The sequence below is a fragment of the Paraburkholderia phytofirmans PsJN genome (genome assembly GCF_000020125.1).
Classification (GTDB): Bacteria; Pseudomonadota; Gammaproteobacteria; order Burkholderiales; family Burkholderiaceae; genus Paraburkholderia; species Paraburkholderia phytofirmans.
Genome location: NC_010681.1, coordinates 2,361,006 through 2,377,462, shown reverse-complemented (window position 1 = coordinate 2,377,462; position 16,457 = coordinate 2,361,006). Strand labels below are relative to the sequence as shown.

14 protein-coding genes and 1 pseudogene are annotated in these 16,457 nt (G+C 63.3%); 5 read left to right on the top strand and 10 right to left on the bottom strand.

Annotation, left to right across the window (positions count from 1 at the left end; genetic code table 11):
* Positions 1-12 precede the first annotated feature (12 nt).
* Positions 13-342, top strand: a complete 330-nt coding sequence (locus BPHYT_RS10455) for a hypothetical protein (protein WP_012433110.1) — start codon at positions 13-15, stop codon at positions 340-342.
* 150 nt (positions 343-492) lie between these two features.
* Here BPHYT_RS10455 and BPHYT_RS10450 read toward each other — a convergent pair whose 3' ends face one another.
* The 3 genes from BPHYT_RS10450 to BPHYT_RS10440 all read right to left on the bottom strand — a co-directional run bounded on the left by BPHYT_RS10450 (position 493) and on the right by BPHYT_RS10440 (position 4,378).
* Positions 493-1,635, bottom strand: a complete 1,143-nt coding sequence (locus BPHYT_RS10450) for an aminoacyl--tRNA ligase-related protein (RefSeq protein ID WP_012433109.1) — start codon at positions 1,633-1,635, stop codon at positions 493-495.
* Between the two features lie 388 nt (positions 1,636-2,023).
* Complete coding sequence (locus BPHYT_RS10445) at positions 2,024-2,794, bottom strand: aldolase (RefSeq protein ID WP_012433108.1); 771 nt, start codon at positions 2,792-2,794, stop codon at positions 2,024-2,026.
* Between the two features lie 249 nt (positions 2,795-3,043).
* The gene (locus BPHYT_RS10440; RefSeq protein ID WP_012433107.1) at positions 3,044-4,378 is read right to left on the bottom strand and encodes an aminotransferase-like domain-containing protein; all 1,335 of its coding nucleotides are present in this window, start codon (positions 4,376-4,378) and stop codon (positions 3,044-3,046) included.
* A gap of 163 nt (positions 4,379-4,541) precedes the next feature.
* On the opposite strand from BPHYT_RS10440, the gene BPHYT_RS10435 reads away from it, so the two are divergent.
* From BPHYT_RS10435 to BPHYT_RS10425, 3 genes are all read left to right on the top strand, one after another.
* Positions 4,542-5,159 (top strand): DJ-1/PfpI family protein, encoded by a 618-nt coding sequence (locus BPHYT_RS10435; RefSeq protein WP_012433106.1) that lies wholly within the window; start codon positions 4,542-4,544, stop codon positions 5,157-5,159.
* 558 nt (positions 5,160-5,717) lie between these two features.
* Positions 5,718-6,833 (top strand): glycosyltransferase family 4 protein, encoded by a 1,116-nt coding sequence (locus BPHYT_RS10430; RefSeq protein ID WP_012433105.1) that lies wholly within the window; start codon positions 5,718-5,720, stop codon positions 6,831-6,833.
* Entirely contained in the window at positions 6,830-7,660 is an 831-nt protein-coding gene (locus tag BPHYT_RS10425; protein ID WP_012433104.1) for a polysaccharide deacetylase family protein, read from the top strand. Before BPHYT_RS10430 ends, BPHYT_RS10425 begins: the two co-directional genes overlap by 4 nt.
* 60 nt (positions 7,661-7,720) lie before the next feature.
* Here the strand turns inward: BPHYT_RS10425 and BPHYT_RS10420 are convergent, their stop codons facing one another.
* Positions 7,721-9,274, bottom strand: coding sequence for a phospholipase D family protein (locus tag BPHYT_RS10420; RefSeq protein WP_012433103.1), 1,554 nt, complete (start codon positions 9,272-9,274; stop codon positions 7,721-7,723).
* A 221-nt stretch (positions 9,275-9,495) separates the two neighbouring features.
* On the opposite strand from BPHYT_RS10420, the pseudogene BPHYT_RS37215 reads away from it, so the two are divergent.
* Positions 9,496-9,609: pseudogene (locus BPHYT_RS37215) on the top strand (AAA family ATPase); the annotation flags it as partial.
* Positions 9,610-9,706: 97 nt separating this feature from the next.
* Here the strand turns inward: BPHYT_RS37215 and BPHYT_RS10415 are convergent.
* The 6 genes from BPHYT_RS10415 to BPHYT_RS10390 form a co-directional block, all read right to left on the bottom strand.
* Positions 9,707-10,654 carry a TauD/TfdA dioxygenase family protein gene (locus BPHYT_RS10415; RefSeq protein WP_012433102.1) on the bottom strand — a complete coding sequence of 316 codons (948 nt, stop codon included), beginning with the start codon at positions 10,652-10,654 and terminating at the stop codon, positions 9,707-9,709.
* Positions 10,655-10,723: 69 nt separating this feature from the next.
* The gene (locus BPHYT_RS10410; protein WP_012433101.1) at positions 10,724-12,097 is read right to left on the bottom strand and encodes an LLM class flavin-dependent oxidoreductase; all 1,374 of its coding nucleotides are present in this window, start codon (positions 12,095-12,097) and stop codon (positions 10,724-10,726) included.
* A 46-nt stretch (positions 12,098-12,143) separates the two neighbouring features.
* Entirely contained in the window at positions 12,144-13,040 is an 897-nt protein-coding gene (locus BPHYT_RS10405) for an ABC transporter ATP-binding protein (RefSeq protein ID WP_012433100.1), read from the bottom strand.
* Between the two features lie 34 nt (positions 13,041-13,074).
* On the bottom strand, positions 13,075-13,947 hold the full coding sequence (locus tag BPHYT_RS10400) for an ABC transporter permease (RefSeq protein ID WP_012433099.1): 873 nt from the start codon (positions 13,945-13,947) through the stop codon (positions 13,075-13,077).
* Positions 13,948-13,992: 45 nt separating this feature from the next.
* The gene (locus BPHYT_RS10395; RefSeq protein ID WP_012433098.1) at positions 13,993-14,853 is read right to left on the bottom strand and encodes an ABC transporter permease; all 861 of its coding nucleotides are present in this window, start codon (positions 14,851-14,853) and stop codon (positions 13,993-13,995) included.
* Between the two features lie 18 nt (positions 14,854-14,871).
* Positions 14,872-15,939, bottom strand: a complete 1,068-nt coding sequence (locus tag BPHYT_RS10390) for an ABC transporter substrate-binding protein (protein ID WP_012433097.1) — start codon at positions 15,937-15,939, stop codon at positions 14,872-14,874.
* Positions 15,940-16,457 lie beyond the last annotated feature (518 nt).

Genomic DNA, 16,457 nt, shown 5'->3' with positions numbered 1-16,457 from the left:
CAGGAGTCGCCCATGCAACCGCGTGTCCACCTTCTCTTCATTACCGTCCTGGCCGCTGCGCTGAGTGCCTGCGCACAGACCGGTCCCGTCGAGTTCTCCGCATCGGGCGCAGACGCGCCGACGCTCAACCGCGCGGACGACATGGACTTTGGTCCGATGGACAGGACGATCGAACAATGCAAAGCGGTGTCGCGCAGCGCGGGCCCAGGGCAATGCACGAAGGTCCGTGCGTACGAATCGTGCATGAAGACCAAAGGCTATATCACCGTGCTCGGACCGGAAAATCCGCAGGGCTGCGGCGATCCGGAATGGGAAAAGGATGTACGCAAATGGCTGCGCTGAAGCAGTTCATTGGACATTCGATGCGAAAGCCCAAATAGCGCAAATGCGGGCGCGCGGGAAAGCGCGGCTGTCAACATGACGCAGTCCATGTCGAACGAGCCCGCGTGCCGCACGCCCTGAAGCACATGCCGAGACGCACACGCGCCAGCGCTATCGCGCACAAAGCGTCACGATCTCCGCCGCCGACGCATCTCGACGCGCAAAAGTGCGCCGGTCCATCCACTCGAAGCGGCCCGATGCGAGTGCTTTACCGCTGACCACGACGCGTTGGCGGCACGCGATCAACTCGGCATCGGCGAGCTTCTTTCCGGCTTGCGCGAGGCGGTCGTCCATCAACACGCTCAACCCTGCGGCCTGTAGTTCGCGCCGCAGCGTTTCCGCAGCCTCCTGCCGTTCCTGACGCTCCCAGTCAATGACCGTGAGCACGACGTCGAAGGTGTTGAACGACTCGCTGCCCCAAAAGCCGCGCTCGTCGCGCTGCCGGCTGAGCAGGAGCATGGCGAGGCGCGAGATGCCTACGCCGAAACAGCCCATTCTGACGAATTTGCCCTTGGCGTTCACCAACCCCATGGCTTTGGAGTAACGGTCGCCCAGGTCGAAAATATGCGCGCATTCAAGCGATGTCTGACCGTCGGTCTCGTCTTCGCCGAGCTCGCTCACGACATGAAACTCCTCCGAACTTTGCCCGCCGATTTCCCCGTTGTCGCTCGACTTCACGATGGCATCCAGCCCCAGTCGGCGGAAGATGCGCAGATAGGCTTCGCGCACGGCCTCGTACGCTGCGCGCGCGCCGTCTTCCGTGGCATTGAAGGAATAGCCGTCTTTCATGATGAACTCCTTGGCGCGCGCGAGGCCGCCGCGTGTCCTCAGTTCGTCGCGATACTTGTTGCCGAACTGATAGAGGCCGAGACTCATGTCCGTCCGGTTGTAGTGCGTCCTAACCATCTGCGTGGCCAGTTCTTCGCACGTGGCGCCGAGGCAGAACAGCCGGCCGGAACGGCTTGTGAGCCGCATCAGCTCGTCGCCGTATGCATCGAGCCGCCCGGTTTGCCGCCACAGATCCGCGTCCTGCAGCAGGCTCATCTGGATTTCGCAAAAGCCGGCGCGTTCCATCTCCTCGCGCACGACGCTCTCGACGCGCCGCTGCGCTCTCAGACCGAGCGACATCCACGAGTAAAGTCCCGCGGCGTCCTGATGGACGAGGCATGCCTTGCGGGCGAGATCGGTCAGTTCCAGACGGGTGTTGTCCTGCTCGAAGAAACTGTTGGCAAAAAATTGCTGCGAGAATTTCATGATGTGCTCCGGATTCAGAATTCAGCGTAAAAAAAGGCCTGAAATGAAAAAACGCCCGCAAGGGGCGTCCGGATCATCGATTCTCATGCAAGGCGCGGGTGCTTAGCCTTTTTCGCGCGCATATTGAGTTCTCGAGCAGACTCCGGCCGCCATGGCGGGCACCGGAGGTCGTTGCGGGAGAATGCTCAAAATGCGCATGATGTATTGCTGCTCGTGCCGTGCTCGGTTGTATTCAATAGCGGAACATACCGCACCGGAATGATCGAGGCGGATCGCCGGTTGGCTTCGCTTCCTCTTCGTTCATTCATTGCTACTCTGCACGAAACGCAGCGCGGCCGCAACCCTGGTTCGAGTGCAATGACTGTTCTGCGCGGGTCGGCATGTGCCGCTATACCGGTTCGCCCAGCGTGCGCCTCAACGCCGCGAAGAACAGTTCCGACTGCGTTCGCTCGCTTTGCACCTGATGTGCCACGCGAGCCGCGAGGGCAGGGTTCACCGGCTTCAGCGCGCGCCCCGTGGAAAGCGCCAGCACCTGGCTTTGGCAAGCGCGCTCCAGATAGTAAAGATCATCGAACGCGTAGTCGATGCGCTCGCCGCACACCACCACGCCGTGGTTGCCGAGGAACGCGATGTCGCTGCCGCTCATCGCGCGCGCGATGCGCTCGCCTTCCGCGGCGTCTAGCGCGAGGCCGTTGTATTCGCGGTCGAGGGCGACCCGGCCGTGAAAGCGCATGGCGTTTTGCGACAACGTGGTGTCGAGTCCGCAGTCCTCCGTCAGCGTCAACGCCGTGGCATAGGGCATATGCGTATGCAGCACGCAATGCTTGCCCGCGATGTCATGGACCGCCGCGTGAATGAACATGGCGGTAGGCTCGACCTCGTGCCGGCCGGCGACGCGATTGCCGAGACCATCCACGATGAGGATGTCGTCCGCCTGGATTTCATGCCACATCAAGCCGCGCGGATTCAGCAGAAAGAGGCCCTGGTCGCCGGGCAGTGCGATGCTGAAATGGTTGCATACGCCTTCGCCGAGGCCGTGATGCGCGGCCGCGCGCAGTGCCAGCGCAAGGTCTCGCCGTAAGGCGGCGACTTGCGGGGCGTGAAAGATGGCGTCTTCAACAACCGGGGTAGCTTTCATGATGGTGTCTGCGTTCGTCATGGTGAGGAGAAGGCTTCATGGCGCCGGCCTCCCGACAAACGTCGGCGAGCGGACAGCGGCTTCAGGCGCGTGCTCGCGCAAGCCTCGCTATTTCCGCGAAGTGTTGCGCGCCGGTGAGCAAAATGTCGTCGTTGAAATCATACGTTGCCAGAGGTCTCGCTCGTGAACTTGCTGATCGAAAACAGCCTGCGGAATCGATAATTTTTCTCGACGGCGCGTTTGTCGACGCGACAACGGCCGGTCGCCGCTTCAATAGGTGTAAGAGGCGATCACGCCTTTAACCGTTTGCAGCGACTCCCGGAGTACGGGCAGATCGACGGACCCCAGCGCCACGCGAATCGCGTGGGGTACATGCTCCGAAGTCGAGAAAGGTTCGGCCGTGGAGACAGAGATTCCCTCGCGCACGAGCGCCATCGCCACCACGTCGGCGCGAACCTCTTCCGCGAGCGGAAGCCAGACGAAGTAGGACGCGGGATGGCAAACGCGCCGCAGTCCGGCGAGAACCTCGGCGGCCATCGATTGCCGGAGCGCCGCATCGCGACGCTTCTCCCTCTCCAGGCGCGTGACGGTGCCGTCGTCGAGCCAGCCGCAGGCAATCGCGGTCATCACCGCAGCCGTGTTCCAGGTGGTGGCCCGGATCGCACGTTCGAGCGGTGCGACCCAGCGATCGGGCGCGGCGACGAAGCCGACTCGCAGGCCGGTGGCGATGCTTTTCGACAGGCCCGAGACGTACACCGTCGTTTCAGGCGCGAGCGCGGCCAACGGGGGCGGCGGATTTTCCGCGAGGAAGGCATACGCGGCGTCCTCGATGATGAGCAGCCCGTGCTTGCGGGCAATCGACACCAACTCGTGCCGGCCCTGCGCGTTCATGACGCAACCTAGCGGGTTATGGAGTGTCGGCATCGTGTAGATGGCGCGCACTTTTCTGGTTCGGCACAAGCGTTCGAGCGCCTTGAGGTCGGGGCCTTGGTCGGAAACCGGAATCGGCGCCAGTTCAAGCCGGATCGTTTCGGCCAGCACCTTGAACCCCGGGTAGGTCAATGCGTCGACCGCGACGACGTCGCCGGGCTTCAGGAGCGCCAGAACGGTTGCGGTCAAACCATGCTGCGCGCCGTTCACGATCACGACCTGAGCGCCTTCGACGGCTAGTCCTCGAGACGACAGGTGGCGCGCGACGATCTCGCGTTCATGCGTGCGGCCTCCATGGGGCTGATAGCGCAGTAACGCGTCCAGATCGCCGGAGGACGCGAGTTGACGCAAGGCGCTTCTGAGCAGTTCGGCTTGGCCGGGAAGCGACGGATTGTTGAAATTGAGGTCCGCCAGGCCCGCGTCGCCGGCGTGCTGGTCGATGCCTAGGCGCGCCGGCAACGCAATTTCCCGCACAAAAGTGCCGCGGCCGGTTTCGCCGCTGACCAATCCCATTGCGTCTAGCTCGGCATAGACCCGCGACGCGGTGACGAGCGCGAGTCCCTCCTGCGAGGCGAGCTGACGGTGAGTCGGCAGACGCGTGCCGGGCGCGAGGCGTCCGCTGCGAATGTCCATCGCCATTCTGTCGACCAGCAATTTGTAGCGGGGCGTGGGCATGCGCGAATGTATCCATGACAATTATTTGATTGTATTGATTCTCGGCCATACGATGGCACATCGCAACTCTGTTCTCGTAGTCGCGTGATGGGCCGGTAGTCATTGGCGCGGCCTCATCAAGCGACGGCAAACAGTCAGCGCCCCCTGACTCACGGACGACATCATGCACATCGCCATTCTTACCTTCGAAGGCTTCAACGAACTCGACTCGCTCATCGCACTCAACGTGCTCAATCGCGTCAAGAAACCGGGCTGGCGCGTTTCGATCGCCTGTCCCACCGCGCGGGTCAAGTCGATGAACGGCTTGGTCATCGAAGCACAGGCTTCCTTGCAAGAGGCTTGCGATGCCGATGCCGTGATCGTGGGCAGCGGCGTGCGTACGCGCGATGTCGTCGCCGATAGCGAGTTGATGGCGCAGTTGCAACTCGATCCATCGAAACAGCTACTGGGCGCGCAGTGTTCCGGCACGCTGGTTCTTGCCAGGCTGGGCCTGCTCGATGGCGTGTCGGCATGTACCGATGTCACGACCAAACCGTGGGTTCAGGAAGCCGGGATCGATGTGTTGAATCAGCCGATTTTCGTCAGCGGAAACATGGCGACGGCCGGCGGGTGTCTCGCCTCGGCGTATCTTGCCGCCTGGATCATCGCCCGGATGGAAGGAATCGATGCGGCGGCGAGCGCATTGCATTACGTCGCGCCCGTGGGAGAGAAAGAGGACTACGTGTCCCGCGCGATGGGGCATATCACGCCGTTCCTCGAAGCGGACCTGAAGCCTGCCTAAGTCATGAGGGAAGCAAACCGCCTGCTCGGTTTCCTGCTAATCCTCGTATGAAATCTCCCGTTTAATCCATCTTGCACATTGCGGCGGCTTGATCCGCCGCAAACCCATCCGCCTCGATCACTCGAAACCGCAGCCGCCGCCGCAGTAAAAAAAGAAAGCTTCTCCAGCGCCTTCAACGCCGCTTAAACGTCACTGCCCAGTCAAGCGGTTTCTTCGTCCTCTGCTTTTTGTCAGCGTTTCAACTGCGCAAAAACCAACACTCATTCCTCGACAACGTTTGCGCCGGCTCAATCCGTCCCAATCGGTATGTTTGGCTATTTACAAAATTGGAGGCTACCGAAATACTTCTGCAACGACTTGAAAGTTCCCTGTCAACGAGAAGTCATGCCAATCCGTTGAACACGGACGTCACCCGTCGCGGGTCGACGCAACTTCTAATTCGCTTACCCCCATGAACACAGCGTTTGCCCTAAGGTCGCAGCAGTCCGGGGAAAATATTACCAACGATTACAAACCGGGCCGTCGTTCGCAGGTGTGGTCTGGAAGGTCAGTTCGCGCATGAAAGCATTGAGTGTTCTCCATAGCGAGTCGTCGCGGGGGTGGGGAGGCCAGGAAGTTCGCACGCTCAAGGAGATGGTCGCCTTGCGGGCGTTGGGTCACAACGTCGAACTCGTGTGTCCGGAAGACGCGCGTCTCGGTATACGCGCGCGTGCCGACGGCTTTGCCGTGCATCATGCGCGTATGCGCGCGGGCGGCGATCTGCGCTCCATGGTCACGATCCGCTCGCTGCTCGCGCGTCGCCGCTTCGACGTGCTGAATACGCACAGCGGCCATGACAGCCTCGTCGCCGGCATGGCGGGGCGGCTCGCGGGGACGCCGTTCATCGTGCGCACGCGGCATCTGGCGTTGCCGATCACGTCGCTCGCCACGTACAACTGGCTTCCTCATCGCGTGGTCGCGGTCAGCCATCATGTGCGCGACTATCTGATCTCCGCGGGCGTGCAGGAAGACCGCGTGGAGACGATCTACGACGGCATCCTGAAGCCGGAAGCGGCGACCGGTTCCACCTTGCGCGATGAACTCGGGCTGGACGCCGATGCGACGATCGCCGGCATGGTGGCGATCATGCGCGAGAAGAAGGGCCACGAGGATCTGATCGCGGCCGTCAGGCCGATGCTGGCCGAGCGCCCCAATCTGCATGTCGTGATGGCGGGCGACGGCGTGTGGTTCGAGAAGATCAAGGCGATTGTCGACGGCATGGGTCTGGCGCATCGCATTCACCTGCTCGGCTTTCGCACGGACATTACCAACGTGCTGCGCGGCTGCGATCTGTTCGTCTTGCCGACGCATCAGGAGGCGCTCGGCCAATCGTTTATCGAAGCGATGGCGGTGGGTTTGCCGGTGATCGGCACGCGCGTGGACGGCGTGCCCGAGTTGATCGACGACGGCGTGAACGGCTTGCTCGTGCCGGCGCATGACGTCGATTCATTGCGCAGTGCGCTTGCGCGTCTGATCGACGATGCGCCGCTGCGCGCGCGCCTGGGGCTCGCCGCGCGTCTGAAGACCGACAACCGCTTTACGGTGGACGCCATGGCCAACGAGACCGTCGACTGCTACCTGCGCGGCATCTATGCCGGGCGCGCTTACTACGGTGAAAGGCGGGCGGCGGCATGACGAAGTTCGCGCGCGCGGTGCCCGTGCTGATGTATCACCACGTCAGCACGTCGCCGGGCATGATCACCGTCTCGCCGGAACACTTCGCCGCGCAAATGGCGTATCTGGCCGGCGCGGGTTATACGACCATCGGCAGCGCGCAACTGTCGGCCTATCTGGCGGGCGAGCCCTTGCCGAAGAAGGCCGTCGTGCTGACTTTCGACGACGGCTATCTCGACAACTGGGTGCACGCGCATCCGGTTCTGCAGGCACATGGATTGACCGCGCTGTGCTTTCTGGTGACGAGCTGGATCGGCGAAGGGCCGGTGCGTGCGCACGCGCGTTCGGGTGGCGCGCTGCCTGCGTTGCTCAATCATCGCGATGGCGAGTTGGCGATCGAAAACGGTGAACCCGATCGCGCGATTCTGCGCTGGTCGGAAATCGACGCGATGCGTGAAGCCGGCACGTTCGAATTTCACAGCCACACGCATAGCCATGTGCGGTGGGATCGGGTGTCCGCCAATGCAGAGCAAAAGTGCGCCGGGTTGACACGCGATCTCGCCAGCGCACGTGCCACGTTCGAGCAAAAACTGGGCGCCGTGTCGGATCATCTGTGCTGGCCGCAGGGATACCACGACGAGGACTATCGGCGCATCGCGGCTGAGGCCGGCTTCCGCCACTTCTACACGTGCGAGACGGGTTCGAACTATTCAGGCCGCAACGATGGCGCGGCGCGCTCGATCACTCGCCTTGAAGTGCGCGACCGTCCGGCTTCGTGGCTGGCCTCGCGATTGTGGGTGCATACGCGGCCCGCGATCAGCCGCGCGTATCTGAGGATCAAGCGGTAACGCGCTGGAGTCCGGTTTGGCGCCGCAGCAGGGGACACTTTCTCCATGCCGGGCTGCCCGTCACAACTGCGACTCGATCGGCAACAAACCCAGAAACCAGATGCCGACGCGCTTCATGCGCGACACACCAGGTTCGTCGAGTTCCCTGACTGTGCCGTCCGGCGCGGTGTCGATCCACACGATCCTGCTCGTGCCGTTCGCGTCCGTGCGGGTTTCGAGCCGCCACGCGAGCTGATCGAGCTTCGGCTCGACGCCATCCGCGACTTGCGCGGCGAGTGGGGCGCTTTCGCAGTACACGCCGATTTCCGTATTGAGCGTAATCGACCGAGGGTCGAGATTCATCGAGCCGATAAAGATGCTGCTTCTGTCGAAGACATAGGTCTTCGCATGCAGCGAGGCTTTCGAGGAACCCAGAATCGATTTCTTCTTCTCGCCGGCGTCCTCGTCCGGCGCAGGCTTCAACTCATACAGATGCACACCGGCGTCGAGCAGATCCTTGCGATAGCGCTGATATCCCGCGTGAACCGCGGCGACGTCGGTGGCGGCAAGAGAATTCGTCAGCACCGTGACGCGTACGCCGCGCCGAGTTTGCGCGCGCATCCATTCCACGCCCTTTTTGCCGGGGACGAAATACGGCGAGATGATCAGCACTTCCTTCGCCGGCTCGACACTCAACGCATGGAACTGCGATAACAGATGTCCCTGCGGGTCGCCGGGCGAGCGGGTGATCTTGGCGGGATCGTCGTAGAGGAGCGTCGCCTTGCCCCAGGAGAAGTCGGCCTCGCGCGCTTGCAGCGTGTCGCGAAGGCGTGCTCGCGCCTGCGTGACATACGGCGAATCGTGCTCGGCCGCGACGAACGCCGTGAGCTTCGCGCGATAGGCCGGCAGCGCGTCCGGCTCGGCGGCATGTCCGGTCAGACTGGCGATCGGGTACGCGGCGTCCGAGTTCCAGAATTCGTCGAAGGCGTTTGAGACCTTATGCACCACGGGTCCGAAAGTCAGCACGTCGAGGTCGCCGAAATCGACCTCGCTGGATGCGCCGAAGTACTCGTCGCCGATATTGCGGCCGCCGAGAATCGCGGCCTGGTTGTCCGCGATCAGCGACTTGTTGTGCATGCGCCGGTTGACCCGGCTGAACTCGAGCGCGGTCCCCAGCTTCTTGAAGGTGCGGTTGGCGATCGGATTGAAAAGCCGTATTTCGATGTTGGGGTGTGAGCTGATGGCGAGCAGGACTTTATCGTCGGCGCCCGTGCCCAGATCGTCCAGCAGAATGCGAACCCTGACGCCGCGATCGGCGGCTTTGAGCACCGCGTCGGCCAGATGGCGGCCGGTCAGATCGTCGTGCCAGATGTAGTACTGCAGGTCGAGAGTCCGCTCGGCCGTCTCGGCCAGCACGATGCGGGCGAGCAGGGCATCGACGCCGTTGGGCAGCAGATGGAACGCACTGTTCTCGGGGTGCTTGCGCTCCTGCGGGATAAAGGCGGTGGCGAGACGCGTGCTGTCCGTGTCGGTCAGCGCGTGCGTCGCGGTGCGGCCGGTCTGCGGCGGCAAGCTCGCGCAGGCGGACAGCAGCGTGATCAGCAAGACTGCAACGAGACCGCGGAACGTCGCCATGGTTGTGCCCTTCGAGCGTGCGTGTCCGTAAGATAGCCGCAAGCGCGGGGCGCGTCGAGTAGAGCGAAGTTGCCGTGTAGCGGCGTGGATAGCGGCGATGGGTCGGTTCAGGTTGAAGCATTGCCGATGCCGCAACGGCGGCCGGACGAGCGGGGAGGCGGGCGACGCGGATCCGCGCGCGTCGCATCGCATTGCGGTGAACCCGGGCGAGCCTACGAAAGCTCGGCTCGCCCGAAGGCGAACTGGCGCTCGCTCAAGCGCCCGTGTATGTCGCTGTCGCGCTGAAGTCGAACGCGGTCAGCCTGGCATGGCGCTCGGCGCTGTCATTCGAGAAACAGAGCGCTAGCGCACCCCACGCTGCCGATCCGACCGGCGGCGCGGGTCACCGGTGCATCTGCTGCCGGTTGCCTGCTCGCGCGCCGCACCTTTGCCTCAGTTCAGGGCGACGGCCGCGGCGGCGCTTACCGGTGAGCCTTCAAGCGCCACCGATTGCGTGCCGTCCGGACCAACGGGCACGTCGCCGACGAGCGTCGTGCGATACAGTTGCCGGTCGAACTCGAGATCGAAAATATCCGTGGGCGCGAGATGTGCCGTCGCCCGGTTGTCCCAGAACGCGACGCTGCCTGCCTCCCATTTGAAGCGCACGGTGAACTCCGGCCGCGTGACGTGTTCCCAGAGCAGTTCGAGCAACACCTGGCTTTCGCGCGGGCTCACGCCGACGATCGACTTCAGGAAACTCGGGCTCACATAGAGCGCCCGCTCGCCCGTTTCCGGATGAACTCTAACCAGCGGATGTTCGGTGACGAGCGTGCGTTGCTCGACGGCTTTGTTGAACGCTTCGGTGCCGCTCGCGCCGGCCGGCGGCGTGAAACGGTGCAGCCCGCGCAGACCGTCGACGAACCCACGCAGCGGTGCGGAAAGCTTCTGATAGGCCGCCACCAGGTTGGTCCACTGCGTGTCGCCGCCGTAAGGCGGAATCGTCACGCCGCGCAGGATCGACGCCCACGGCGGATTGAGCGCGGCCGTTACGTCCGTGTGCCAGCCGGTCCACGGACGTTGCAGCGTTTGTCCCTCGAAACGCGTCGCTTTGCGGTACTTCGAAATCGAGTAGACCTCTGGATAACCGTCCACGTGACCAAACACCGGATGCCCCAAGGTCAGTTCGCCGAACTGCGCCGAGAACGCCACGTGCTGCTCGTGCGTGAGGAACTGCTCGCGAAAGAAAACGACGCGCCACTTCAGCAGCGCGGCGCGAATCTCCGCGATCTGGCGCGCGTCGAGCTTCTGCGTGAGATCGACACCGTGGATTTCCGCGCCGATATGCGCGGAAAGCGGCGTGACCTGAATCGACTGTATGTCCTGCACTGCGGCTGCACTCATGAAAGGCTCCTGATGTCTTGATGTCTTTGTGAAGAGAAGGTGTCCGGCAGCGTGCCTGCCGTTGCCAGATCAGCCTGCTATCGCGGCTACCTGCGGCGTCGCCGACGCATAACGATTCACAGGGCGCGGCAGCCCAAGGTTTTCACGCAGCGTGTTTCCCTCGTATTCCGTGCGGAACAGTCCGCGCCGTTGCAACTCCGGCACCACCAGGTCGGCGAATTCCGTCAAGCCGCCCGGCAACCATGGCGACATGATGTTGAACCCATCGGCGCCTTCTTCTTCGAACCATTGCTGCAACTGGTCCGCAATGCTGCTGGGCGTGCCGACCACCTGCTGATGCCCACGCGCGCCCGCGATGCGCAGATACAGGTCGCGAATCGTCAGGTTCTCGCGCCGCGCGAGATCGAACAGCAGCCGTTGACGGCTCTTGCCGCCGTTCGTTTCCGGCAGTTCGGGCAACGGCCCGTCGACGGGATACTGCGAGAGATCCACGCCGCCCGACATATTCGACAGCAGCGAGAGACCGACGGTCGGATGAATTAGGTCCTGCAGCGCGGCGAATTTCTCCTCGGCTTCTTCCTGCGTGCGGCCGACAATCGGGAAAATGCCCGGCATGATCTTCAGATGATCCGGCGCGCGCCCATATTTCGCGAGACGCCCTTTGACGTCGCGATAGAACGACTGCGCTTCCTCGAGCGTTTGATGCGCGACGAAGATCACCTCCGCGGTTTGCGCGGCGAGTTCGCGCCCGGCCTCGGACGCACCGGCTTGCACGACGACCGGCCAGCCCTGCGGCGAACGCGCGACGTTCAGCGGTCCGCGCACCTTGAAGTGCTTGCCCGCGTGGCCGAGCACGTGCAGCTTGTCCGGGTCGAAGTAGACGCCGCTCTCCTTGTCGCGGAGAAACGCATCGTCTTCCCAGCTATCCCACAGACCCGCCACCACGTCGTAGAACTCGCGCGCGCGCTCGTAGCGGACCGCATGGTCCGGATGGCGCTCGAAACTGAAATTGAGCGCCTCGGATTCCGTGCTGGACGTGACGAGATTCCAGCCCGAGCGGCCGCCGCTCAGATGATCGAGCGAGGCGAATTTGCGCGCGAGGTTATACGGTTCGTTGAATGTCGTGGAGACCGTCGCGATCAGGCCGACGTGTTTCGTCACGACCGAGAGTGCCGACAGCAAGGTCAACGGTTCGAAATGATCGGCGCGCGCGGTGCGGGATAGCGAAGGCAGATTGGTGTCGCGTACGCTCACGCTGTCGGCGAAAAAAATCGCGTCGAATTTGGCGCGCTCGGCGATCTGCGCGAGTTCCGCGTAGTGCGCGAAGTCGAGCCCACCGCTCGCATGTGCATCGGGATGGCGCCAAGCGGCGATGTGATGGCCTGTCTCCATCAGGAACGCGCCCAGTCTGATCTGCCGCTTCGGCCGTTTTTCGCTGCTCATCGTCTGCTCCATGAAGATTCGTTGTGTGTGGGGGAGAGCGCGTGCTTCACCATGCGAGCCGCCATTCCGTGATCGGTGGACTCACCGGCGGACTCACTACTGGAATGCGCGTGCCATCGTGCGGTTCATCGTCACCGCGGCCATCGCGGTCCACGCGAGGTTCGCGTCGCGCGCCGTCGTGGCCGACGAAGTCGGCCAGCACTTCGTCGCGCAAGCGGATGAAGCGTGGATCGTTGCGCTCGCGCGGACGCGGCAACGCGACGTCAACGATCCGCTTGATGCGGCCCGGCCGCGGCGCCATCGTGACGACGCGGTCGCCGAGGTAAAGCGCTTCGTCCACGTCGTGCGTGACGAGGATCATCGTGATGCGTTCGTGTTCCCAGATGCGCTGCAACTCGTTCTGCAAGCGGCCGCGCGTGAGCGCGTCGAGCGCGCCGAACGGCTCGTCGAGCAGCAGCACGCGCGGACGATTCACGAGACCGCGCGCAATCGCCACGCGCTGCGCCATGCCGCCGGACAATTGATGGGGGTATGAATTTTCAAAGCCCTTGAGTCCGACCAGGCCGATATGTTCGGCGACGGCTTCGCGCTTCTCGCGTGCGGAAAGCGGCGCGTTACGCAGCGCGGCGAGAATGTTTTGCGACGCCGTAAGCCACGGAAACAGCCGGTGATCCTGGAACACGATGCCGCGTTCGAGCGACGTATCGCGCACCTGGTCGCCCGCGACGACGATCTCGCCGCTATAGTCGGTGTCGAGCCCCGCGATCAATCGCAGCAGTGTGGATTTGCCGCAACCGCTCGAACCGAGCACGCTGACGAACTCGCCGGCGCGCATGCGCAGGCTGATGTCGTCGAGCACCGCGAGCGGCGTGCCGCCTTGCTGCGCGTAGTGCTTGCTGACGTGAAGAATGTCGATGTTGTCGGAGAGCGTGGAAGAAGTCATGAGCGGTCCGGAAAGTGAATGGTCATCTACAGGTTCAGCGCGTGGCCGGCTGGAACCGGCGCGCAAAGATTGCCCGCTCCACGGCGCGCGCCAGCGCGTTCAACGCCCAGCCGGTCACGCCGATCACGATCACGCCGAACAGCACCAGATCCATGCGGAACTGCTCGCTGCCGTCGATCAGCGTGTTGCCGATGCCGCTGCCGGCCACCAGCAGATATTCGGCGCCGAGCGTGGCGAGCCACGAATAGATCAAGGCGAGATAGATGCCGGTGAAAATCGACGGCAGCGCGGCCGGCAGAATCACGGCGCGGATGAGCTGCCATCGCGAGTAACGGAAGGCGCGCGAGACTTCGATATACGCGCGCGGCACCGCGTGGATGCCGTCGCAAGTGTGCGCGGTGACGGGCAGAAGCGCGGCGAGCGAGAGGAACACGACTTTTGCCACGTCGCCCAGACCGAACCACACGGAAATCAACGGGATCCACGCAAACAGCGAGATCTGTTTGAAGGTGTCGAAGCTCGGCCCGATCATGCGTGTGGCGAGCCGCGAGAAACCGAGCACGCTGCCGAGCAGCAGGCCGCCCAGCGTACCGATCACGAAGCCGCTCGCCTCGCGCGCGAGCGACGCCGAGAGCGCTTTCAACAGCGCGCCGCTCTCGATCTGCTGCCACGCGGTGGCGAGAACCTGCGCCGGGCTGACGAGCAATCCGCTTTTGCCCACGTGCGCTGCCGAGACGGCCCACCAGATCACGATCGCGACAACGGGCAGGACGGCGCCGCGCCAATCGACGCGTGTCAGTAACGGGCGGCGCGGCTGGGCCGCGCGCCGGAAGGAAGCAGGCGCGCTGCAATCGCAGGCTGCGCCAGCGGACTTTTCGGGCTGACTGGAACGCTTGAAGAGCTTCATCGTAGTGTCCTCGCGTGTGGCGTCATATGTACGTCGTTCGTTCGATCACTCGCGAAATGCCGAAGGCTGTCCGCGCCGCAGACGCGCTTCGAGCGCATCGAGCGCGCGATTCACCGCGTAACCGATCGCGCCGACCACAACCACCGACGCCATCACCAGATCGAGTTGAAAGAGTTGCCGGCCGTAGACGATCAGATAGCCGAGTCCTTCGGAGGACGCCACCAGTTCGACGACCACCAGCGCGAGCCAGGCTTTGGTGAACGCGAGCCGCACGCCCGTGGCGAGCGTCGGCACAGCCGCAGGCAGCACGAGATAGACGATCCGTTGCCAGCCGCTGTACTCGAACACGCGCGCGACTTCATTCAACGCGGCAGGTGTCTGGCGAAATCCCTGCAACGTGCTCAAGGTGACCGGCACCAACGCCGCATGCGCGATCAGAATGTATTTGAGCGGTTCGCCCACGCCCACGAGCAACAGCAAAAACGGCAGCCAGCCGAGCACCGGAATCTGCACCAACGCATTGAAGCTCGGCAGCACATAAGCTTCGAGCGTGCGCGACAATCCCAGCGCCGCGCCGAGTGCGAAGCCGAGCAGCGTGCCGGCACCGAAACCGAGCAGCACGCGCTGCAGGCTGACCAGCGTATTGCGCGCGAGGTCGCCGCTCCTCGCCAATTCGATCAGCGTCTCGAACACGCGCTCGGGCGGCGGCAGAATCTGCGGGGCGATCCAGCCGCGTTCGCAACCTACGGCCCACAGTGCGAACAGCAGCGCGGGCAGCACCCACGGAGCGAGCCGCCACGCGAGCGCGCGCAGGCGCGGCTCGCGAAACAGCGGAACGTGTGGCGTTTGCGGCGTACTGGCAGACGCGAGCCGTTCGCGTTCGACGTGGATTGCGGTTTCGCTCATCGTGATCGCTCCGGTGGGTTAGCTGAGCGGTTTGCCGGCGGCGTCGTAACGCGTCCAGTAGTGGTCGAGCTTTTGCGTGCGCAGCGCGTTGTCGAGATATTTCGTTTCGAACCAGCCATCGACCTCGACCGGCTGGCGAATCAGCTTCAGGTTCAGCGCATCCGCCGCGACGGCTTTGTAACGCCCCACGATGAACGGATCGATCAACGGCGAGTTACGGTCCTTCAGCTTCTGATTGGCGAACTCGGCCTGCCACGACGAATAGGGCACGCCGCTTTTGGCCCACAGTTTGAAGAGCGCATCGCGGTTCGCTTCGTCGGAGGACCACTGCGCGCCTTGCACGAACACGTTGACGACGCGCTGCACGATATCCGGATGCGCACGATCGAAGTCGTCGATCACGAGCAGATGCGACTGCCGCGTGAATTGCGGACCGTCGTTCTGCGATTCGTAGACCACCTTCGCGAGGCCTTGATCGCGCAGCTTGTACACGTGGTAATCGTTGACCGACGCGTCGATGCCCTTGGAGGCCAGCGCCGCGAGTGAGCTGGCGGTATCCAGATTGATCACGCGCAGATCGCGTTCGTTCAGCTGATTGGCGGCGAGCGCGTTGTCGGCGACGAGTTGCAGATTGGTGCCGCGAAAGATCGACACGCGCCGGCCTTTCAGGTCCTTGATGGAATGCACATCCGAATCGGTGGGTACCGCCACCTTGATGCCGGTGCGCACGCCCGAGGCGAGTAACAGGTGCGTTTTCAGGCCGTTGGCGCGAGCGAGCACGGCAGGCAGATCGCCCTGGAATGCAAAGTCGAGCGACTTGTCGGCGATTGCCTCGTTGACTGCCGGGCCGGCACCCTTGAAGAACAGCCACTCGACCTTGATGCCGTCGGCGGCGAATTCCTTTTCCAGCGACTGCTGCAGTTGCACGGTGGCCGCCGGCGAGCCGCCGAAGGTGGGCGGATCTCCCGTGCCTTGTTGCGCGACGCCGATACGGATCACCGCGGGTTTGTCGGCATAGGCGTAAGCCGCGGCAAGCGAGAGGGTCGCCACGGCGACGAAAGACTTCAGCAGATGGAAATAGCGCATGCGCAAATACCAATCGAGGGATGGGAGCGGGGATAGAAGCTCAGGCCGGCGGATAACCGGCGCGCCGGCCGCAGGTTCGCCTGCCGCAGGTTCGCCTGCCGCAGGAACTACACGTTAGATTCGCGTGCGCTCGAATCCAACCAATCATTGCAGATAAGAAAATCTGCAGAAGTGCGAACCGTGCTGCCCCTAGCGCCGTTGCATGGCGCGCTGCGAAGCAAGCGCGGAAATCCCGATTTGCATAGTTGAATTCGTCGTTTTGCCGGCGTGTAGCGGATGGCTAACATGCAACGCTTCAGCCATTCATGCGAAGTCCGAATCATGTCCACTGTTCGCATCGCATCGCATCGCATTGACGAGTACGATAGTGCGGCAGGGCGCATGCATACACCTAACGCTGCGCCGCACCAAAACTTGGCGACAACTCCCGGTTGCTCTCGCTGCCGCCGTGGACTACAAATCTAAAGCTGCGCTACGGTCCGCCGCCAACGGGCCGTGCATCTCACTGACACACGATG